The following is a 21,287-nucleotide window of genomic DNA, read 5'->3' on the forward strand; positions in this document are numbered from 1 at the left end:
CCCCGGGTCCGTCCCGTGCCGGTCGTGTCCGGGACCGCACCCGGCCCCTCGCCCGACCCGCTCCACACGGCCGCCCGCCGGAGCCGCCCCGTAGGCTGGGCCCGTGCAGGTACACCACGACGCCCCGCTCGCCCCGCTCACCACCTTCCGCCTCGGCGGCCCGGCCACCCGCCTGGTCACGGCCACGACGGACGACGAGGTGATCGCGGTCGTCCGGGAGGCCGAGGCCGCGGGGACGCCGCTCCTGCTGATCGGCGGCGGCAGCAACCTCGTCATCTCCGACAAGGGGTTCGAGGGCACCGCCCTGCGCATCGCCACCCGGGGCTACGAGCTGTCGGGCACCGCCCTGGAGCTGGCCGCCGGCGAGAACTGGTCCGCGGCCGTCGCCCGGACCGTCGAGGCGGGTCTCGCGGGGATCGAATGCCTGGCCGGCATCCCCGGCTCGGCGGGCGCCACCCCGATCCAGAACGTCGGCGCCTACGGCCAGGAGGTCTCCTCCACGATCACCGAGGTGGTGGCCTACGACCGGCGCGCCGGCGAGGTCGTCACCGTCCCGGGCGCCGCGTGCGGCTTCTCCTACCGCCACAGCCGCTTCAAGGCCGAGCCCGGCCGCTGGGTGGTGCTGCGGGTCCGCTTCGCGCTGGAGGACGCCGGCGGGCTGTCGGCCCCGCTGAAGTACGCGGAGACGGCCCGTGCCCTGGGGGCCGAGCCGGGCGGGCGCGTCCCCGTGGCCGCCGCCCGCGAGACCGTGCTCGCACTCCGCGCGGGCAAGGGCATGGTGCTCGACCCGGAGGACCACGACACCTGGTCGGCGGGGTCCTTCTTCACCAACCCCGTCCTCGGCGCCGACGAGCACGCGGCCTTCCTCGCCCGCGTCGCGGAACGCCTCGGCCCCGGCGCCGAACCGCCCGCGTTCCCGGCCGGCGAGGGGCGGGTCAAGACCTCCGCCGCCTGGCTCATCGACAAGGCCGGCTTCGCCAAGGGCTACGGCGACGGCCCGGCACGCATCTCCTCCAAGCACACCCTGGCCCTGACCAACCGCGGCCACGCGACCACCGAGGACCTCCTCGCCCTCGCCCGGGAGGTCCGCGACGGTGTGCGGGACGCCTTCGGGGTGACGCTGGTCAACGAGCCGGTGACGGTGGGCGTCAGCCTCTGACCGGTGACGGTGGGCAGCACCCGCTGGAACGCCGGCCGCCCCGCGACCCCGGCCGGCGGGGCCCCGCAGGTCACACCGCCCGGCAGGTCACACCGCCCGGCAGGTCACACCGCCCGGCAGGTCACACCGGGGCGGGGTCCGCCTCCCCGTCCCCCAGCCACGCGTCGATCCCGCCGAGCATCCGTTCCCGTACCTCCCGCGGTGCCCGCGAGGCCCGCACCGACTGCCGCGCCAGCTCGGCCAGTTCGGCGTCGGTGAAACCGTGCGCCGAGCGGGCCAGCTCGTACTGGTCCGCCAGGCGGGAGCCGAACAGCAGTGGGTCGTCCGCGCCGAGGGCCACCGGGACGCCCGCCTCGAAGAGCGTCCGCAGCGGTACGTCCTCCGCCTTGTCGTACACCCCGAGCGCGACGTTGGAGGCCGGGCAGACCTCGCAGGTCACCGCCCGTTCGGCCAGCCGCGCCAGCAGGGCCGGGTCCTCGGCCGCCCGTACCCCGTGGCCCACCCGGTCGGCGCGCAGGTCGTCCAGGCAGTCCCGCACGCTGGACGGTCCCGCGAGCTCGCCCCCGTGCGGCGCGGCGATCAGCCCGCCGGCCCGCGCGATGGCGAAGGCGCGGTCGAAGTCCCGTGCGAAACCGCGTCGTTCGTCGTTGGACAGACCGAACCCGATCACCCCGCGGTCGGCGTACCGGACGGCCAGCCGGGCCAGGGTGCGGGCCTCCAGCGGATGCTTCATCCGGTTCGCCGCGACGAGTACGCGGATCCCGACCCCCGTCTCCCGGGACGCCTCGTCCACCGCGTCCAGGATGATCTCCATGGTGGGGATCAGGCCGCCGAGGCGGGGCGCGTAGGAGGTCGGGTCGACCTGGATCTCCAGCCAGCCGGAGCCGTCCCGCGCGTCCTCCTGGGCCGCCTCGCGGACCAGCCGCCGCAGGTCGTCCGGGGTCCGCAGGCAGGAGCGGGCCATGTCGTAGAGCCGCTGGAAGCGGAACCAGCCCCGCTCGTCCGTCGCCCGCAGCCTCGGTGGCTCCCCGCCGCTCAGCGCCTCCGGGAGGTGGACGCCGTGCTTGTCGGCGAGTTCGAGCAGGGTGGCCGAGCGCATCGACCCGGTGAAGTGCAGATGCAGATGGGCCTTGGGCAGCAGACGGACATCGCGGGCGGCGGAGCGGTGGTGCGGGGCGTTCCCGTCGTGGTACGGCGACATTCCAGAATCCTGCCGTACGACCGGCCCGTCGCGGTAGCGGATCCGGAAGCCCTCCCCGCTGCCGCGCGCCGCCCGGTCCCGGCGGGGGAGGGCCCGGAGGGTCCGGGAGGTCCGGCGGAGCCCGGGTGACGGGCCCGCGCCGGGCCGTCCCCTTCCGCCCGGGGCCGGGTGGCGGAACCGGTACCTGTTCGACGCCCGGCCCCGGAACACGTACACTCACTGGGCGTTGGTCCTCACCGGCCGTTCCGCTTCGCCCCCTCCGTGTGGCGGCGCGGATGCGGTAGGTTGAGGGGGACAAAGGGTCGTAGCTCAATTGGTAGAGCACTGGTCTCCAAAACCAGCGGTTGGGGGTTCAAGTCCCTCCGGCCCTGCTTCACGCATCTTCGCCAGGATGTGTGCGCAGGTACGTACGACAACGCACGGCCGTGCGGCTCCGCCGGGCGCGGCACGGCCACGACCCGGATTCAGGTGAGGACGAGTGACGGACGCCCTGGGCTCCATCGACACGCCTGAGAGCGGTCGGTCCGACGAGGCTGACGACAAGAAGGCCCGGCGTGGCGGCAAGCGTGGCAAGAAGGGCCCGCTGGGCCGCCTCGCGCTGTTCTACCGGCAGATCGTGGCGGAGCTCCGGAAGGTCGTCTGGCCGACGAGGAACCAGCTCACCACGTACACCACTGTGGTGATCATCTTCGTTGTCATCATGATCGCGCTGGTGACTGTGATTGACTTTGGATTCGGCGAAGTCGTCAAGTACGTCTTCGGCTGATCCCGCGTCGGTGCCACTCCCGGCGCCCCGGGACGCGTGTACCACCCCTTGAAGCCAGGAAGAAGCAGCCACCGTGTCTGACCCGAACCTGAACAACGCCATCGAGCCCGCCCAGGGTGAAGAGGCTGCGGCGACGGCCGACCCGGCCGGAGCTGCACCGGACACGGTCGACGCCGGCGACGAGCGCGAGACCGCCGCCGCGGCGGAGAGCGCGGAGTCCCCGGAGACCGGCGGGGAGACCCCCGGGGCCGGTGAGCCCGCAGGGACCGCCGAGCTCGCCGAGAGCGCCGGGACCGCCGAGCCCGGTGCGGCGGAGGCCGTCGAGGAGCAGCGGCCGGACCCGGTCGAGGAGCTCCGCCGTGAGCTGCGCGCCCTCCCCGGCGAGTGGTACGTGATCCACACCTACGCGGGCTACGAGAAGCGCGTGAAGGCCAACCTGGAACAGCGCGCGGTCTCGCTCAACGTCGAGGAGTTCATCTACCAGGCCGAGGTCCCCGAGGAAGAGATCGTCCAGATCAAGAACGGTGAGCGGAAGAACGTCCGCCAGAACAAGCTCCCCGGCTACGTGCTGGTGCGCATGGATCTGACGAACGAGTCCTGGGGCGTGGTCCGCAACACCCCCGGGGTCACCGGCTTCGTGGGCAACGCCTACGACCCGTACCCGCTGACGCTGGACGAGATCGTCAAGATGCTCGCCCCGGAGGCCGAGGAGAAGGCCGCCAAGGCCGCGGCCGAGGAGGCCGGTGTCCCGGCGCCCAGCCGCAAGCTCGAGGTCCAGGTGCTGGACTTCGAGGTCGGCGACTCGGTCACCGTCACGGACGGTCCCTTCGCCACCCTCCAGGCCACGATCAACGAGATCAACGCCGACTCGAAGAAGGTCAAGGGCCTGGTCGAGATCTTCGGCCGCGAGACCCCGGTCGAGCTGAGCTTCGACCAGATCCAGAAGAACTGATCCACCGATCCGGCGGCCCCGCCGCCGGATCCACGACTTCCGAGCAGGTCGGACGGTATCGGGCGCACTCCGTACACGGAGCCGCCGGGGACTGTCTGACCTGCTCGGTTTTTGGCCGCACTGTCATACCCGTTATCGTGGTGCGGTATGCCTCCGTCCGGATGATCGGGACGGGGCGGAAACCTCTCACTAGGACCCGGAGAGAGCAATGCCTCCCAAGAAGAAGAAGGTCACGGGGCTGATCAAGCTCCAGATCAAGGCCGGCGCCGCCAACCCGGCCCCGCCGGTCGGCCCCGCCCTGGGCCAGCACGGCGTCAACATCATGGAGTTCTGCAAGGCCTACAACGCCGCGACCGAGTCGCAGCGCGGGATGGTCGTGCCGGTGGAGATCACGGTCTACGACGACCGCTCCTTCACCTTCGTGACGAAGACCCCGCCGGCCGCGAAGCTCATCCTCCAGGCCGCGGGTGTCGACAAGGGCTCCGGCGAGCCGCACACCAAGAAGGTCGCCAAGATCACGCGCGACCAGGTGCGGGACATCGCCACCACCAAGATGCCCGACCTCAACGCCAACGACCTGGACGCCGCCGAGAAGATCATCGCCGGCACCGCCCGCTCCATGGGCGTCACGGTCGAGGGCTGACCTCGCCCCACCGGTCGGGGCACGCCCCGCACCACCACCGTGGAAGGGCCGGCGCGGCCCGCACCACCACGACTCCCACGACATCGAGGAGCAGCAAGTGAAGCGCAGCAAGTCCCTCCGGGCTGCGGACGAGAAGATCGAGAAGGGGCGGCTCTACGCCCCGCTCGAGGCCGTCCGGATCGCCAAGGAGACCTCTCCGGCCAAGTTCGACGCGACCGTCGAGGTCGCCATGCGCCTGGGCGTCGACCCGCGCAAGGCGGACCAGATGGTCCGAGGCACCGTGAACCTGCCGCACGGCACCGGCAAGACCGCCCGGGTCCTGGTCTTCGCGACCGGTGAGCGTGCTGCGGCCGCGGAAGCCGCGGGTGCCGACATCGTCGGCTCCGACGAGCTGATCGACGAGGTCTCCAAGGGCCGCCTGGACTTCGACTCCGTCGTCGCCACCCCGGACCTCATGGGCAAGGTCGGCCGCCTCGGCCGCGTCCTCGGCCCGCGTGGCCTGATGCCCAACCCGAAGACCGGCACCGTGACCCCGGACGTGGCCAAGGCCGTGACCGAGATCAAGGGCGGCAAGATCGAGTTCCGGGTCGACAAGCACTCGAACCTCCACTTCATCATCGGCAAGCTCTCCTTCGACGAGAAGCAGCTGGTGGAGAACTACGCCGCGGCACTGGAAGAGGTCACCCGCCTCAAGCCGTCGGCCGCGAAGGGCCGTTACATCAAGAAGGCGGCGCTGAGCACCACCATGGGCCCCGGCATCCAGCTGGACCCCAACCGCACCCGCAACCTCCTGGAGGAGGAGCCCGCGGGCGTCTGATCCAGGACGCCGGCGCGCCGTCGGACACGGCCTGGCCCCGCACCTCACCCGAGGTGCGGGGCCAGGCCGCGTCCTGGGGCCCGCGTCGCGGTCCCGGAATCCGGCGGGGGCGCGCACGCCGTGCGCGGCACGGGCGTGCCTGCGCCGTGCGTGGGTACGGCGCGGGCGCCACGTCCGGGAGGCCGTCGGGAGGCGGTGAGGACGCCCGGGCCCGCGGCGGCGAGGGGGCACGGCCACGGACCGGGGTGCGCTCCGCCACCGGGTGCGGAGTCCGTGAGGCCGCTCACCGGCCCGCCGGCCTCACCGCCGGTCCTCACCGGGTCTCGTCCCCGCCGTGGCCCAGCGGCCCAGCGGGCTCCAGGGCCACGTCCGAGGAGCCCTCCGGCCCCGCAGCGGGGCTTCACCGGCCGGCCCCGCCCCGTCTCGCCGGTCCCTCCCGCCGCCCGCCGCCCCGTGGACCCCGTGCCCTCGCGCCCCCGGGACCCCGTGTCCCCGGGACCCCGAGGTCCCGTCATCCGTACGGCTCCCCGGGCTTGATTTGCCTCCGGCTCCGTGGGCCGCGTACTCTGCACAGGTAGCCAAAGACCGCTGGTCGTTACCGTGCGCCCCAGGCTCACGGTGGCCGAAGGATCCGTTTCCGCGGACGGCCCGTGCAGGTGATCGAGGACAGACTCCCATGGCGGACCCTCCGGGGTTCTCGTGGTCGAGTGCCGCCCCGTGCGCCTGCGCCGGGGCGTTTCGCAGCTCTGAGCCCCTTCTTCGCGTGCCCGATGCGGGCGGTCCGGCGACGTGTGCGGCTGATCGTGAGGTCAGCCGAGGATCATCACCCGGAAGGAGGCCGAGGCTCATGGCGAGGCCCGACAAGGTCGCAGCCGTCGAGGAGATGAAGGACAAGTTCCAGAACTCCAACGCCGCTGTCGTGACCGCGTACACCGGTCTCACCGTGGCTCAGCTCAAGGAGCTGCGCCGTTCGCTCGGTGAGAACGCTCAGTACCGTGTGGTGAAGAACACGCTGACCAAGATCGCGGCGAACGAAGCCGGGATCACGACGCTCGACGACCTGTTCGCGGGTTCGTCGGCCGTGGCCTTCGTGACCGGTGACCCGGTCGCCGCCGCGAAGGGTCTCCGTGACTTCGCCAAGGACAACCCCAGTCTCGTCATCAAGGGCGGCGTGCTCGACGGCAAGACGCTGTCCGCCGACGAGTTCAAGAAGCTTGCGGACCTCGAGTCCCGCGAGGTGCTGCTCGCCAAGCTGGCCGGTGGCATGAAGGCGTCCATGGCCAAGGCCGCGGCGACCTTCCAGGCGCCGCTCTCGAAGTTCGTCCGCACCGCGGACGCGCTCCGGGACCAGCGCGAGCAGGGCGGTGCCGGTACGCCGGCTCCCGCCGAGGCCGAGTCCGCCGAGTAAGAGGACCCGGTCGCAGCGGGCCCGTGAAGTAACGCCGCCAGGCGCACGCCCGCCGACATGTAGACCCGGCACCAGCCGATTGAGTGGAAGGACGCCATCATGGCGAAGCTGTCCCAGGACGAGCTGCTCGAGCAGTTCGGTGAGATGACCCTGATCGAGCTCTCCGAGTTCGTGAAGGCCTTCGAGGAGAAGTTCGACGTCGAGGCCGCCGCCCCGGTCGCCGTCGCCGCCGCCGCGGGCGGTGCCGCCGGCGGTGCCGCCGAGGCCGCCGAGGAGCAGGACGAGTTCGACGTCGTCCTCACCGGCGCCGGTGACAAGAAGATCCAGGTCATCAAGGTCGTGCGTGAGCTGACCTCGCTGGGTCTGAAGGAGGCCAAGGACGTCGTCGACGGCGTGCCGAAGCCGGTCCTCGAGAAGGTCAGCAAGGAGCAGGCCGACAAGGCCGCCGAGTCCCTCAAGGCCGCCGGCGCCTCCGTCGAGGTCAAGTGACCCCGACGGCCCGTGGCCGGTGCCGCTGAGGCGCCCGGAACCGCAGGCCCGTCCCGAGGGCGGCCACCCGCTGGGGTGGCCGCCCTCGGGCGTTCCCGGCCCCGTCCCGGGGCGGGGCCGCAGGGCGGACGTCCTTGTGTTGTCCGGGACGGCGGGTATGGTGATCACCGCTGCTCCGGCGTCGCCCGGGACGGCCTCCACGGGGTGGGGGCCTTGACGTACGCCCACGGGGCAGGCGATTCTCGGGACGCGCGCCGAGACAACCGATCCCGGGTTCGATGCATGGATCGGCTGCGAAGCGGGAAGTCTTGCCCCAGGCGTTGAGAGCCTGAGGTACAACGAGGTCTGGCCTTCTCTCCGAGGGGGTGGTCGGCACCTCCCGGAGGGAGAGAGTGGTACTGCGCCGGTCTCCGGAAATCAGGACTGGACATCAGTGTGCCCTATGGCTACACTGACCCTTTGCGCTGCCTGTTAGCTGCCCTCTGCCCGTCACCAGGGGCATGACCCGTCCTCGAAAGCTGCTGAAGACCTCCCCGACCATCCATCTGACCTGGGATGTCTTCACTGCGTTCGAAACGGGGCCGGTACGCGCGTAGTGAGTCCGAGCCCTCGGAAGGACCCCCTCTTGGCCGCCTCGCGCACTGCCTCGACCGCCAACCCGAACAACGGCGCCAGCACCGCCCCGCTGCGTATCTCCTTTGCAAAGATCAAGGAGCCTCTTGAGGTTCCCAATCTTCTCGCACTGCAAACCGAGAGCTTCGACTGGCTGCTCGGCAACGATGCCTGGAAGACCCGGGTCGAGTCGGCCCTGGAGAGCGGTCAGGACGTCCCCACCAAGTCCGGTCTGGAGGAGATCTTCGAAGAGATCTCCCCGATCGAGGACTTCTCCGGGTCGATGTCGCTGACCTTCCGGGACCACCGGTTCGAGCCGCCGAAGAACTCCATCGAGGAGTGCAAGGAGCGCGACTTCACCTTCGCCGCGCCGCTCTTCGTCACCGCCGAGTTCACCAACAACGAGACCGGCGAGATCAAGTCCCAGACGGTCTTCATGGGCGACTTCCCGCTCATGACCGACAAGGGCACCTTCTGCATCAACGGCACCGAGCGTGTCGTCGTCTCGCAGCTGGTCCGCTCGCCGGGCGTCTACTTCGACAGCTCGATCGACAAGACCTCCGACAAGGACATCTTCTCCGCCAAGATCATCCCCTCCCGGGGCGCCTGGCTGGAGATGGAGATCGACAAGCGCGACATGGTCGGTGTCCGCATCGACCGCAAGCGCAAGCAGTCCGTCACCGTCCTGCTCAAGGCGCTCGGCTGGACCACTGAGCAGATCCTGGAGGAGTTCGGCGAGTACGAGTCGATGCGCGCCACCCTGGAGAAGGATCACACCCAGGGCCAGGACGACGCGCTGCTCGACATCTACCGCAAGCTGCGTCCGGGTGAGCCGCCCACGCGTGAGGCCGCCCAGACCCTGCTGGAGAACCTCTACTTCAACCCGAAGCGCTACGACCTCGCCAAGGTCGGCCGCTACAAGGTCAACAAGAAGCTCGGCGGCGAGGAGCCGCTGGACTCCGGCGTGCTCACCAGCGCGGACATCATCGCCACCATCAAGTACCTGGTGAAGCTGCACGCGGGGGAGACCGAGACGGTCAGCGGCGAGGGCCAGACGATCGTCGTCGAGACCGACGACATCGACCACTTCGGCAACCGCCGCCTGCGCAACGTAGGCGAGCTCATCCAGAACCAGGTCCGTACCGGCCTGGCCCGGATGGAGCGGGTCGTCCGCGAGCGGATGACCACGCAGGACGTCGAGGCGATCACGCCGCAGACCCTGATCAACATCCGGCCGGTCGTCGCCTCCATCAAGGAGTTCTTCGGCACCAGCCAGCTGTCCCAGTTCATGGACCAGACCAACCCCATCTCCGGGCTGACCCACAAGCGCCGTCTGTCGGCGCTGGGCCCCGGTGGTCTGAGCCGTGAGCGGGCCGGCTTCGAGGTCCGTGACGTGCACCCCTCGCACTACGGCCGGATGTGCCCGATCGAGACGCCGGAAGGCCCGAACATCGGCCTGATCGGCTCGCTCGCCTCCTACGGCCGGGTCAACGCCTTCGGCTTCGTCGAGACCCCGTACCGCCGGGTGACCGACGGTATCGTCACCGACCACGTCGACTACCTCACGGCCGACGAGGAGGACCGCTTCGTCATCGCGCAGGCCAACGCCCCGCTGACGGAGGACTTCCACTTCGCCGAGGGCCGGGTCCTGGTCCGCCGCCGTGGCGGCGAGGTCGACTACGTCCCCGGTGACGAGGTCGACTACATGGACGTCTCGCCGCGCCAGATGGTGTCGGTGGCGACCGCCATGATCCCGTTCCTGGAGCACGACGACGCCAACCGCGCGCTCATGGGCTCCAACATGATGCGCCAGGCCGTGCCGCTGCTGAAGGCGGAGTCCCCGCTGGTCGGCACCGGTATGGAGTACCGCTGCGCGGTCGACGCCGGTGACGTCGTCAAGGCCGAGAAGGACGGCGTGGTCCAGGAGGTCTCCGCGGACTACGTCACCGTCGCCGGTGACGACGGCACCTACACGACCTACCGGATCGCCAAGTTCTCCCGCTCCAACCAGGGCACCTCCTTCAACCAGAAGGTGATCGTGGACGAGGGCGACCGGGTCGTCGAGGGCCAGGTCCTCGCCGACGGTCCCTCCACCGACGAAGGGGAGATGGCCCTCGGCAAGAACCTCCTCGTGGCGTTCATGCCGTGGGAGGGCTACAACTACGAGGACGCGATCATCCTCAGCCAGCGGCTCGTCCAGGACGACGTCCTCTCCTCGATCCACATCGAGGAGCACGAGGTCGACGCCCGGGACACCAAGCTGGGCCCCGAGGAGATCACCCGGGACATCCCGAACGTCTCCGAGGAGGTCCTCGCCGACCTCGACGAGCGCGGCATCATCCGTATCGGTGCCGAGGTCGTCGCCGGTGACATCCTCGTCGGCAAGGTCACCCCGAAGGGCGAGACCGAGCTCACCCCCGAGGAGCGCCTGCTCCGTGCGATCTTCGGTGAGAAGGCGCGTGAGGTCCGTGACACCTCGCTGAAGGTGCCGCACGGTGAGACCGGCAAGGTCATCGGCGTCCGCGTCTTCGACCGCGAGGAGGGCGACGAGCTCCCGCCCGGCGTCAACCAGCTCGTCCGGGTCTACGTCGCCCAGAAGCGCAAGATCACTGACGGTGACAAGCTCGCCGGCCGCCACGGCAACAAGGGTGTCATCTCCAAGATCCTGCCGGTCGAGGACATGCCGTTCCTGGAGGACGGCACCCCGGTCGACATCATCCTCAACCCGCTCGGCGTCCCGTCCCGGATGAACCCCGGACAGGTGTTGGAGATCCACCTCGGCTGGCTCGCCAGCCAGGGCTGGAAGGTCGAGGGCGACGAGGAGTGGATGCAGCGGCTGAAGGCCATCGGCGCCGACGAGGTCGCGCCGCGGACGAACGTCGCCACCCCGGTGTTCGACGGCGCCCGCGAGGACGAGATCGCCGGCCTCTTCGAGGCGACGGTCCCCAACCGGGACGGCGACCGCATGGTGCAGCCCTCCGGCAAGGCGAGGCTGTTCGACGGCCGCTCCGGTGAGCCGTTCCCGGACCCGATCTCCGTCGGGTACATGTACATCCTCAAGCTCCACCACCTGGTCGACGACAAGCTGCACGCCCGCTCGACCGGCCCGTACTCGATGATCACCCAGCAGCCGCTGGGTGGTAAGGCCCAGTTCGGTGGCCAGCGCTTCGGTGAGATGGAGGTGTGGGCGCTGGAGGCGTACGGCGCCGCGTACGCCCTCCAGGAGCTGCTGACCATCAAGTCCGACGACGTCACCGGCCGCGTGAAGGTCTACGAGGCGATCGTCAAGGGCGAGAACATCCCCGAGCCGGGCATCCCCGAGTCCTTCAAGGTGCTCATCAAGGAGATGCAGTCGCTCTGCCTCAACGTGGAGGTGCTGTCCTCGGACGGCATGTCCATCGAGATGCGCGACACCGACGAGGACGTCTTCCGCGCGGCGGAGGAGCTCGGAATCGACCTGTCCCGGCGGGAGCCGAGCAGCGTCGAAGAGGTCTGACGGTTCGGCCGGGGCCCGCCGCCCACGGGAGGCGGGCCCCGGTCAGCCCGGACCGTTCGGACCATGATGAAGACACAGCCGCCGCCGGCGCCCCCTCCGGCAGCGGCGACAAACCCCGAAAGAGGGATTGACGACAAAGTGCTCGACGTCAACTTCTTCGACGAGCTGCGGATCGGCCTGGCCACCGCCGACGACATCCGCCAGTGGTCGCACGGCGAGGTCAAGAAGCCGGAAACCATCAACTACCGCACCCTCAAGCCGGAAAAGGACGGGCTCTTCTGCGAGAAGATCTTCGGCCCCACCCGGGACTGGGAGTGCTACTGCGGCAAGTACAAGCGTGTCCGCTTCAAGGGCATCATCTGCGAGCGCTGCGGCGTCGAGGTCACGCGCGCCAAGGTGCGCCGTGAGCGGATGGGCCACATCGAGCTGGCCGCTCCCGTCACCCACATCTGGTACTTCAAGGGCGTCCCGTCGCGGCTGGGCTACCTGCTCGACCTCGCCCCGAAGGACCTGGAGAAGGTCATCTACTTCGCCGCGTACATGATCACGTACGTGGACGACGAGCGGCGCACCCGCGACCTGCCCTCGCTGGAGGCGCACGTCTCCGTCGAGCGCCAGCAGATCGAGCAGCGCCGCGACGCCGACCTGGAGGCCCGGGCCAAGAAGCTCGAGACCGACCTGGCCGAGCTGGAGTCCGAGGGCGCCAAGGCCGACGTCCGCCGCAAGGTGCGCGAGGGCGCCGAGCGCGAGATGAAGCAGCTCCGTGACCGCGCGCAGCGCGAGATCGACCGCCTCGACGAGGTGTGGAACCGCTTCAAGAGCCTCAAGGTCCAGGACCTGGAGGGCGACGAGCTGCTCTACCGCGAGCTGCGCGACCGCTTCGGCACCTACTTCGACGGCTCGATGGGCGCCGCGGCGCTTCAGAAGCGCCTGGAGACCTTCGACCTGGACGAGGAGGCCGAGCGCCTCCGCGAGATCATCCGGACCGGCAAGGGCCAGAAGAAGACCCGGGCGCTCAAGCGCCTCAAGGTCGTCTCCGCCTTCCTGCAGACCCGCAACAGCCCCAAGGGCATGGTGCTGGACTGCGTCCCGGTGATCCCGCCGGACCTCCGCCCGATGGTGCAGCTCGACGGTGGCCGCTTCGCGACCTCCGACCTGAACGACCTGTACCGCCGGGTGATCAACCGGAACAACCGCCTCAAGCGGCTTCTCGACCTCGGTGCCCCCGAGATCATCGTGAACAACGAGAAGCGGATGCTTCAGGAGGCCGTCGACGCGCTCTTCGACAACGGCCGCCGCGGCCGCCCGGTCACGGGCCCCGGCAACCGTCCGCTGAAGTCGCTCTCCGACATGCTCAAGGGCAAGCAGGGCCGGTTCCGCCAGAACCTGCTCGGCAAGCGCGTCGACTACTCGGCCCGGTCCGTGATCGTCGTCGGCCCGCAGCTCAAGCTGCACCAGTGCGGTCTGCCCAAGGCCATGGCGCTGGAGCTCTTCAAGCCGTTCGTGATGAAGCGCCTGGTGGACCTGAACCACGCGCAGAACATCAAGTCGGCCAAGCGCATGGTCGAGCGCGGCCGCACGGTCGTCTACGACGTGCTGGAAGAGGTCATCGCCGAGCACCCGGTGCTGCTGAACCGTGCTCCGACGCTGCACCGCCTCGGCATCCAGGCGTTCGAGCCGCAGCTCGTCGAGGGCAAGGCCATCCAGATCCACCCGCTCGTCTGCACCGCGTTCAACGCGGACTTCGACGGTGACCAGATGGCCGTCCACCTGCCGCTCTCCGCGGAGGCGCAGGCCGAGGCGCGCATCCTGATGCTCTCCTCGAACAACATCCTCAAGCCCGCCGACGGCCGGCCGGTGACGATGCCGACCCAGGACATGGTGCTGGGTCTGTTCTTCCTCACCACCGACGCCGAGGAGCGCGAGATCAAGGGTGAGGGGCGCTCGTTCGCCTCCACCGCCGAGGCGATCATGTCCTTCGACGCCGGCGAGCTCTCGCTTCAGGCGCCGGTCGACATCCGCTTCCCGGCCGGTACCGTCCCGCCGCGCGGCTGGACCCCGCCGGCCGACCAGGCCACCGAGGGCGGCGAGGGCTGGCAGATCGGCGACGGCTTCCGGCTCCGCACCACCCTGGGCCGGGCGCTCTTCAACGAGCTGCTGCCGGAGGACTACCCGTTCGTCGACCACGCGGTGGGCAAGCGGCAGGTCTCCGAGATCGTCAACGACCTCGCGGAGCGCTACCCCAAGGTGACCGTGGCGGCGACGCTCGACAACCTCAAGGCGGCGGGCTACCACTGGGCCACCCGCTCCGGCGTCACCGTCTCGATCTCCGACATCGTGGTCCCCGAGGCCAAGAAGGCGATCATCCAGGGCTACGAGGCCCAGGACGAGAAGGTCCAGAAGCAGTACGAGCGCGGCCTGATCACCAAGGACGAGCGCACCCAGGAGCTCATCGCGATCTGGACCAAGGCGACCAACGAGGTCGCCGAGGCCATGAACGTGAACTTCCCGAAGACCAACCCCATCTTCATGATGGTGGACTCGGGAGCGCGCGGAAACATGATGCAGATGCGTCAGATCGCCGGTATGCGTGGCCTGGTGTCCAACGCGAAGAACGAGACCATCCCGCGGCCGATCAAGGCGTCGTTCCGTGAGGGTCTCTCCGTGCTGGAGTACTTCATCTCCACGCACGGTGCCCGTAAGGGTCTCGCGGACACCGCCCTGCGGACCGCCGACTCCGGGTACCTCACCCGCCGTCTGGTCGACGTCTCGCAGGACGTGATCATCCGCGAGGAGGACTGCGGCACCGAGCGCGGTCTGAAGCTGCGGATCGCGTCCAAGGGCGCCGACGGTGTCCTGCGCAAGGCGGAGGACGTCGAGACCAGCGTGTACGCGCGGATGCTCGCCGAGGACGTGGTGGTGGACGGCAAGGTCGTCGCGCCCGCCAACGTCGACCTGGGCGATGTCCTCATCGACCAGCTCGTGGCGCACGGTGTGGAGACGGTCAAGACCCGCTCCGTGCTCACCTGCGAGTCGGCGGTCGGCACCTGCGCCTACTGCTACGGCCGCTCCCTGGCCACCGGCAAGCTGGTGGACATCGGCGAGGCCGTGGGCATCATCGCGGCCCAGTCGATCGGTGAGCCGGGCACCCAGCTGACGATGCGTACCTTCCACACCGGTGGTGTGGCCGGTGACGACATCACGCAGGGTCTGCCCCGTGTCGTCGAGCTCTTCGAGGCCCGTACCCCCAAGGGTGTGGCCCCGATCAGCGAGGCGGCCGGCCGGGTGCGCATCGAGGAGACCGAGAAGACCAAGAAGATCGTCGTCACCCCCGACGACGGCTCCGACGAGACGCCCTTCGCGATCTCCAAGCGGGCCCGTCTGCTGGTGGGCGAGGGCGACCACGTCGAGGTCGGCCAGCCGCTGACCGTGGGTGCCACCAACCCGCACGACGTGCTGCGGATCCTCGGCCAGCGCGCCGTCCAGGTCCACCTGGTCGGCGAGGTGCAGAAGGTCTACAACTCGCAGGGTGTGTCGATCCACGACAAGCACATCGAGATCATCATCCGGCAGATGCTGCGCCGGGTGACGATCATCGAGTCCGGCGACGCCGAGCTGCTGCCGGGCGAGCTCGTGGAGCGCACGCGCTTCGAGGGTGAGAACCGCCGGGTGGTGCAGGAGGGCGGTCACCCCGCCTCCGGCCGTCCGCAGCTGATGGGTATCACCAAGGCCTCGCTCGCCACCGAGTCGTGGCTGTCGGCGGCGTCCTTCCAGGAGACGACCCGGGTGCTCACCGACGCGGCGATCAACGCCAAGTCGGACTCCCTGATCGGTCTCAAGGAGAACGTCATCATCGGTAAGCTCATCCCGGCCGGTACGGGTCTGTCCCGCTACCGCAACATCCGGGTGGAGCCGACCGAGGAGGCGAAGGCCGCGATGTACTCGGCCGTCGGATACGACGACATCGACTACTCGCCCTTCGGCAGCGGCTCCGGCCAGGCGGTCCCGCTGGAGGACTACGACTACGGTCCGTACAACCAGTAGGCCCGGGTCGTCCCAGGGCCAGGTCCGGCAGGGCGGTCACCCCGTGGGGGTGGCCGCCCTGCGGCGTTGTACCCGGGCCGGTACGGAACTCCCCGGCGCCGTGGCGCGTCGTGGATGATGGGCAGTGAGGGAGACGGGGAGGTGTGCCGCAGTGACGTTCGAACCGTGGCAGGGGGGTGGGCATCCGCGGCCCGCCCAGCATCCGCAGATGTCGATGATGCGTGCTTCGGACGCGGACCGGGAGCGCGCGGTCGACGTGCTCAAGGCCGGCTTCGCCGAGGGCCGGCTCTCCCGGGGGGAGTACGAGCAGCGGATCGGCCGGGCCTACCAGGCGCAGACGCACGGCCAGCTACAGGCCATCGTGTCGGACCTGCCGCAGGGGCCGGTACCGCAGACCTTCCCGGCCCCCTCGGTGGCCCCCGTGCCCGTCCCGCACACGTTCCTGCCCGCGCCGCCGGTGCCGGGCCGGGCGAACGGCACCGCCACCGCGGCCCTGGTCTGCGGGATCCTCTCGCCGATGACCTGGGGGGTGACGGCCATCCCGGCCGTCGTCCTGGGCCACAAGGCGCGCGCCGAGATCCGCAGGTCGGGGGAGTCGGGGGACGGCTTCGCGATGGCGGGTGTGGTCATCGGCTGGCTGTCGATCGGCTTCGGTCTCCTCTTCGTGCTGCTGGTGGTCGCGGCGGGCGCCGGCTGAGCCGGGCGATCCGCCCGGCGGGCTCGGCCCGGGGTGCGCACGGGCCGGGGGAGCGGGGCTCCGCCGGCGTCCGCGCTGCTGGGAGCGGTGGCGGGGAGCCCCACGGGGAAGGAAGCCCGCGGCGGGGGTGAGGCCGCACGGATTGTCCGGTTCACCCCGGCGGCCGTCGCTCTCGTGGGCGCGTGGACTTGTTTTGACCGGAGCCCATGCGGTAGGTACGCTCTGACCTTGTGCCTGGGGTGTCCCTGGGCCGCCGTGCGCGCGTTTCCCGCGGTTCCCACCGCCAGGGAGACGAGTGCCGCCCGGAGGCCGGAGACCGTTACGGTCCATGACACCGCATTCTGTGCCTTGTCTGCCTCGCAGCGAGTCCGCAGCGTCGACACACCCGACCGCGTGGGTCGGGTAAGTGGTCAGGAACCCGACAAATCCCAGGTTAGCTTTACCGAGACTGGCACACAGAAACCGGAGAAACGGTGCCTACGATCCAGCAGCTGGTCCGCAAGGGCCGGCAGGACAAGGTCGAGAAGAACAAGACGCCCGCACTGGAGGGTTCTCCCCAGCGCCGTGGCGTCTGCACGCGTGTGTTCACCACCACCCCCAAGAAGCCGAACTCGGCCCTGCGTAAGGTCGCTCGTGTGCGCCTGACCAGCGGCATCGAGGTCACCGCTTACATCCCGGGTGAGGGACACAACCTGCAGGAGCACTCCATCGTGCTCGTGCGAGGCGGCCGTGTGAAGGACCTGCCGGGTGTTCGCTACAAGATCATCCGTGGTTCGCTCGACACCCAGGGTGTCAAGAACCGCAAGCAGGCCCGCAGCCGCTACGGCGCCAAGAAGGAGAAGTAAGCATGCCTCGTAAGGGCCCTGCCCCGAAGCGCCCGGTCATCATCGACCCGGTCTACGGCTCTCCTCTGGTGACGTCCCTGATCAACAAGGTGCTGCTGAACGGCAAGCGCTCCACCGCCGAGCGCATCGTCTACGGCGCCATGGAGGGTCTCCGCGAGAAGACCGGCAACGACCCGGTCATCACGCTGAAGCGCGCTCTGGAGAACATCAAGCCGACCCTCGAGGTCAAGTCCCGCCGTGTCGGTGGCGCCACCTACCAGGTGCCGGTCGAGGTCAAGCCCGGCCGTGCGTCCACCCTCGCGCTGCGCTGGCTGGTCGGCTACTCCCGCGCCCGCCGCGAGAAGACCATGACCGAGCGGCTCATGAACGAGCTCCTGGACGCCAGCAACGGTCTGGGCGCCTCCGTCAAGCGCCGTGAGGACACCCACAAGATGGCCGAGTCCAACAAGGCCTTCGCGCACTACCGCTGGTAGTCGCTACCCCCATCGAGACCGAGAGAAGACTGAGCCACATGGCCACCACTTCACTTGACCTGGCCAGGGTCCGCAACATCGGGATCATGGCCCACATCGACGCGGGCAAGACGACCACCACCGAGCGGATCCTGTTCTACACCGGTGTGAGCTACAAGATCGGTGAGGTCCACGAGGGCGCAGCCACGATGGACTGGATGGAGCAGGAGCAGGAGCGCGGCATCACCATCACGTCCGCCGCGACGACCTGCCACTGGCCCCTGAACGACGTCGATCACACCATCAACATCATCGACACCCCGGGCCACGTCGACTTCACCGTCGAGGTGGAGCGTTCGCTCCGCGTCCTCGACGGCGCGGTCACGGTGTTCGACGGTGTCGCCGGTGTCGAGCCGCAGTCCGAGACGGTGTGGCGGCAGGCGGACCGGTACGGCGTGCCGCGGATCTGCTTCGTCAACAAGCTCGACCGCACCGGCGCCGAGTTCCACCGCTGCGTCGACATGATCGTGGACCGCCTGGGCGCGGTGCCGCTGGTCATGCAGCTCCCGATCGGTGCCGAGGCCGACTTCAAGGGCGTCGTCGACCTGGTCGCCATGAAGGCCCTCGTCTGGTCCGCCGAGGCGACCAAGGGGGAGATGTACGACGTCGTCGACATCCCCGACACCCACGTCGAGGCGGCCGAGGAGTGGCGCGGCAAGCTCCTGGAGACCATCGCCGAGCACGACGAAGAGATGATGGAGATGTACCTGGAGGGCGAGGAGCCCACCCAGGACCAGCTCATGGCCGCCATCCGGCGCGCCACCATCAGCTCGACGCACACCGAGAACCAGGGTCAGCCGACCTTCACCCCGGTGTTCTGCGGTACCGCGTTCAAGAACAAGGGCGTGCAGCCCCTGCTCGACGCGGTCGTGCGCTACCTCCCCTCTCCCATGGACGTCGAGGCCATCGAAGGCACCGACCCCAAGGACGCGGAGAAGGCCATCCAGCGCCGTCCGAGCGATGACGAGCCGTTCGCCGGTCTCGCCTTCAAGATCATGAGCGACCCGCACCTGGGCAAGCTCACCTACGTCCGCGTGTACTCCGGCCGCATGGAGACCGGTAACTCGGTGCTGAACTCCGTGAAGGGCAAGAAGGAGCGCATCGGCAAGATCTACCGCATGCACGCGAACAAGCGTGAGGAGATCTCGGGCGTGGGCGCCGGCGACATCGTCGCCGTCATGGGCCTGAAGCAGACCACCACCGGTGAGACGCTCTGCGACGACAAGTCGCCGGTGATCCTGGAGTCCATGGACTTCCCGGCGCCGGTGATCGAGGTCGCGATCGAGCCCAAGTCCAAGGGCGACCAGGAGAAGCTGGGTGTCGCCATCCAGCGGCTCGCGGAGGAGGACCCCTCCTTCCAGGTCCACACCAACGAGGAGACCGGCCAGACCGTCATCGGCGGCATGGGCGAGCTCCACCTCGAGGTGCTGGTCGACCGGATGAAGCGTGAGTTCAGGGTCGAGGCCAACGTCGGCAAGCCGCAGGTCGCGTACCGCGAGACCATCCGCAAGCCGGTGGAGCGGGTCGACTACACGCACAAGAAGCAGACCGGTGGTACCGGTCAGTTCGCCAAGGTGCAGATCGCGATCGAGCCGCTGGAGACCGTTGACGGCACGGCTTACGAGTTCGTCAACAAGGTGACCGGTGGCCGCATCCCCAAGGAGTACATCCCCTCGGTGGACGCGGGCTGTCAGGAGGCCATGCAGTTCGGCATCCTGGCCGGCTACGAGATGGTCGGCGTCCGCGTGACGCTGCTCGACGGTGCCTACCACGACGTGGACTCCTCGGAGCTCGCGTTCAAGATCGCCGGTTCCCAGGCGTTCAAGGAGGCGGCCCGCAAGGCGTCCCCGGTGCTGCTGGAGCCGCTGATGGCCGTGGAGGTCACCACGCCCGAGGACTACATGGGTGATGTGATCGGCGACCTCAACTCCCGCCGTGGCCAGGTTCAGGCCATGGACGAGCGCAGCGGCGCCCGTGTCGTCAAGGCCCTGGTCCCGCTGTCGGAGATGTTCGGCTACGTCGGCGACCTCCGCAGCAAGACTTCCGGCCGCGCGAGCTACTCCATGCAGTTCGACTCCTACGGCGAGGTTCCGCGGAACGTCTCCGAGGAGATCATCGCGAAGGCCAAGGGCGAGTAGCACTACGCTGCTCAGCCATTAGGCTGGAGCGCAACAGGCTCCCGGGCCACCCGCCGCGGACCCTCACCGGTCCACGGCGGGCGCCCCGGCGGCCGGCCCCCAAGCGAATACGGCCAAGGGCATCCCCTAGGGGTCCTGGTCGGTTCGACAGACCACCTGAGCCCATCCGCACGGTGTGGATGGAGTACAGCACCAGTCCACAGGAGGACCCCAGTGGCGAAGGCGAAGTTCGAGCGGACTAAGCCGCACGTCAACATCGGCACCATCGGTCACATCGACCACGGTAAGACGACGCTCACCGCGGCGATTACCAAGGTGCTGCACGACGCGTACCCGGACCTGAACGAGGCCTCGGCCTTCGACCAGATCGACAAGGCGCCGGAAGAGCGCCAGCGTGGTATCACCATCTCCATCGCGCACGTCGAGTACCAGACCGAGTCGCGTCACTACGCCCACGTTGACTGCCCGGGTCACGCGGACTACATCAAGAACATGATCACCGGTGCCGCGCAGATGGACGGCGCCATCCTCGTGGTCGCCGCCACCGACGGCCCGATGCCGCAGACCAAGGAGCACGTGCTCCTGGCCCGCCAGGTCGGCGTGCCGTACATCGTCGTCGCCCTGAACAAGGCCGACATGGTGGACGACGAGGAGATCATGGAGCTCGTCGAGCTCGAGGTCCGTGAGCTGCTCTCCGAGTACGAGTTCCCGGGCGACGACCTCCCCGTCGTGCGCGTCTCGGCGCTGAAGGCGCTCGAGGGCGACAAGGAGTGGGGCGAGTCCGTCCTCAAGCTCATGGCGGCCGTCGACGAGGCGATCCCGGAGCCGGAGCGCGACACCGAGAAGCCGTTCCTCATGCCCATCGAGGACGTCTTCACGATCACCGGTCGCGGCACGGTCGTCACCGGCCGTATCGAGCGTGGTGTCCTCAAGGTCAACGAGACCGTCGACATCATCGGCATCAAGACCGAGAAGACCACCACCACGGTCACCGGTATCGAGATGTTCCGCAAGCTGCTCGACGAGGGCCAGGCCGGTGAGAACGTCGGTCTGCTGCTCCGCGGCATCAAGCGCGAGGACGTCGAGCGCGGCCAGGTCATCATCAAGCCGGGCTCGGTCACCCCGCACACCGAGTTCGAGGCCCAGGCCTACATCCTGTCGAAGGACGAGGGTGGCCGCCACACCCCGTTCTTCAACAACTACCGCCCGCAGTTCTACTTCCGTACCACGGACGTGACCGGCGTCGTGACCCTCCCCGAGGGCACCGAGATGGTCATGCCGGGCGACAACACCGCCATGTCGGTCCAGCTGATCCAGCCGGTCGCCATGGAGGAGGGCCTGAAGTTCGCCATCCGTGAGGGTGGCCGGACCGTCGGCGCCGGCCAGGTCACCAAGATCAACAAGTGACCCTGGACGCCGCCTAGGCATCCGCCGGCTCCGGCCGGCACCCGAGGGCCCGTACGCCGTGAGGCCGTACGGGCCCTTCGGCGTTTCCGCTGCCGGGCTGG

At 69.2% G+C, this 21,287-nt stretch carries 15 protein-coding genes and 1 tRNA gene; 15 read left to right on the plus strand and 1 reads right to left on the minus strand.

Annotated elements, in window-relative coordinates; genetic code table 11:
- Positions 1-103 precede the first annotated feature (103 nt).
- On the plus strand, positions 104-1,159 hold the full coding sequence (locus HCK00_RS21135; protein WP_168103595.1) for a UDP-N-acetylmuramate dehydrogenase: 1,056 nt from the start codon (positions 104-106) through the stop codon (positions 1,157-1,159).
- A gap of 121 nt (positions 1,160-1,280) precedes the next feature.
- On the opposite strand, the gene HCK00_RS21140 is transcribed toward HCK00_RS21135, so the two are convergent.
- Positions 1,281-2,360 carry an adenosine deaminase gene (locus HCK00_RS21140; RefSeq protein WP_168103596.1) on the minus strand — a complete coding sequence of 360 codons (1,080 nt, stop codon included), beginning with the start codon at positions 2,358-2,360 and terminating at the stop codon, positions 1,281-1,283.
- Positions 2,361-2,658: 298 nt separating this feature from the next.
- On the opposite strand from HCK00_RS21140, the gene HCK00_RS21145 reads away from it, so the two are divergent.
- The 14 genes from HCK00_RS21145 to tuf all read left to right on the plus strand — a co-directional run bounded on the left by HCK00_RS21145 (position 2,659) and on the right by tuf (position 21,186).
- A tRNA-Trp gene (locus HCK00_RS21145) sits at positions 2,659-2,731 on the plus strand.
- 107 nt (positions 2,732-2,838) lie between these two features.
- Positions 2,839-3,126: a preprotein translocase subunit SecE gene (gene secE / locus HCK00_RS21150; protein ID WP_168103597.1), complete on the plus strand. Its 288-nt coding sequence runs from the start codon at positions 2,839-2,841 to the stop codon at positions 3,124-3,126.
- A 73-nt stretch (positions 3,127-3,199) separates the two neighbouring features.
- Positions 3,200-4,078, plus strand: a complete 879-nt coding sequence (gene nusG, locus HCK00_RS21155; RefSeq protein ID WP_168103598.1) for a transcription termination/antitermination protein NusG — start codon at positions 3,200-3,202, stop codon at positions 4,076-4,078.
- Between the two features lie 208 nt (positions 4,079-4,286).
- Positions 4,287-4,721 (plus strand): 50S ribosomal protein L11, encoded by a 435-nt coding sequence (gene rplK / locus HCK00_RS21160; protein WP_168103599.1) that lies wholly within the window; start codon positions 4,287-4,289, stop codon positions 4,719-4,721.
- Between the two features lie 97 nt (positions 4,722-4,818).
- Positions 4,819-5,538 carry a 50S ribosomal protein L1 gene (gene rplA, locus HCK00_RS21165; RefSeq protein ID WP_168103600.1) on the plus strand — a complete coding sequence of 240 codons (720 nt, stop codon included), beginning with the start codon at positions 4,819-4,821 and terminating at the stop codon, positions 5,536-5,538.
- 847 nt (positions 5,539-6,385) lie between these two features.
- Complete coding sequence (gene rplJ, locus HCK00_RS21170; protein WP_168103601.1) at positions 6,386-6,946, plus strand: 50S ribosomal protein L10; 561 nt, start codon at positions 6,386-6,388, stop codon at positions 6,944-6,946.
- 99 nt (positions 6,947-7,045) lie between these two features.
- Positions 7,046-7,435, plus strand: a complete 390-nt coding sequence (rplL, locus tag HCK00_RS21175; protein WP_168103602.1) for a 50S ribosomal protein L7/L12 — start codon at positions 7,046-7,048, stop codon at positions 7,433-7,435.
- A gap of 625 nt (positions 7,436-8,060) precedes the next feature.
- The gene (gene rpoB, locus HCK00_RS21180; RefSeq protein WP_168103603.1) at positions 8,061-11,543 is read left to right on the plus strand and encodes a DNA-directed RNA polymerase subunit beta; all 3,483 of its coding nucleotides are present in this window, start codon (positions 8,061-8,063) and stop codon (positions 11,541-11,543) included.
- A 138-nt stretch (positions 11,544-11,681) separates the two neighbouring features.
- Positions 11,682-15,587 (plus strand): DNA-directed RNA polymerase subunit beta', encoded by a 3,906-nt coding sequence (locus tag HCK00_RS21185; RefSeq protein ID WP_168103604.1) that lies wholly within the window; start codon positions 11,682-11,684, stop codon positions 15,585-15,587.
- 217 nt (positions 15,588-15,804) lie between these two features.
- A complete protein-coding gene (locus HCK00_RS21190; RefSeq protein WP_168103627.1) occupies positions 15,805-16,284 on the plus strand; it encodes a DUF1707 and DUF4190 domain-containing protein in 480 nt (159 codons plus the stop codon).
- Positions 16,285-16,757: 473 nt separating this feature from the next.
- Positions 16,758-17,129 carry a 30S ribosomal protein S12 gene (gene rpsL, locus HCK00_RS21195; protein ID WP_003948652.1) on the plus strand — a complete coding sequence of 124 codons (372 nt, stop codon included), beginning with the start codon at positions 16,758-16,760 and terminating at the stop codon, positions 17,127-17,129.
- Between the two features lie 2 nt (positions 17,130-17,131).
- Positions 17,132-17,602, plus strand: coding sequence for a 30S ribosomal protein S7 (rpsG, locus tag HCK00_RS21200; protein WP_019707816.1), 471 nt, complete (start codon positions 17,132-17,134; stop codon positions 17,600-17,602).
- A gap of 38 nt (positions 17,603-17,640) precedes the next feature.
- A complete protein-coding gene (fusA, locus tag HCK00_RS21205) occupies positions 17,641-19,779 on the plus strand; it encodes an elongation factor G (RefSeq protein ID WP_168103605.1) in 2,139 nt (712 codons plus the stop codon).
- 213 nt (positions 19,780-19,992) lie between these two features.
- Complete coding sequence (gene tuf / locus HCK00_RS21210; protein ID WP_168103606.1) at positions 19,993-21,186, plus strand: elongation factor Tu; 1,194 nt, start codon at positions 19,993-19,995, stop codon at positions 21,184-21,186.
- The last annotated feature ends 101 nt before the right edge of the window (positions 21,187-21,287 follow it).

The sequence above is a fragment of the Streptomyces zingiberis genome, assembly GCF_012034935.1.
Taxonomy (GTDB): Bacteria; Actinomycetota; Actinomycetes; order Streptomycetales; family Streptomycetaceae; genus Streptomyces; species Streptomyces zingiberis.

Coding starts and splice junctions, on each gene's coding strand:
- rplJ (WP_168103601.1), top strand. CDS start 6,386: ATGGCGAGGCCCGACAAGGTCGCAGCCGTCGAGGAGATGAAGGACAAG.
- rplL (WP_168103602.1), top strand. CDS start 7,046: ATGGCGAAGCTGTCCCAGGACGAGCTGCTCGAGCAGTTCGGTGAGATG.
- HCK00_RS21140 (WP_168103596.1), bottom strand. CDS start 2,360: ATGTCGCCGTACCACGACGGGAACGCCCCGCACCACCGCTCCGCCGCC.
- HCK00_RS21190 (WP_168103627.1), top strand. CDS start 15,805: ATGCGTGCTTCGGACGCGGACCGGGAGCGCGCGGTCGACGTGCTCAAG.
- fusA (WP_168103605.1), top strand. CDS start 17,641: ATGGCCACCACTTCACTTGACCTGGCCAGGGTCCGCAACATCGGGATC.
- rplK (WP_168103599.1), top strand. CDS start 4,287: ATGCCTCCCAAGAAGAAGAAGGTCACGGGGCTGATCAAGCTCCAGATC.
- rpsG (WP_019707816.1), top strand. CDS start 17,132: ATGCCTCGTAAGGGCCCTGCCCCGAAGCGCCCGGTCATCATCGACCCG.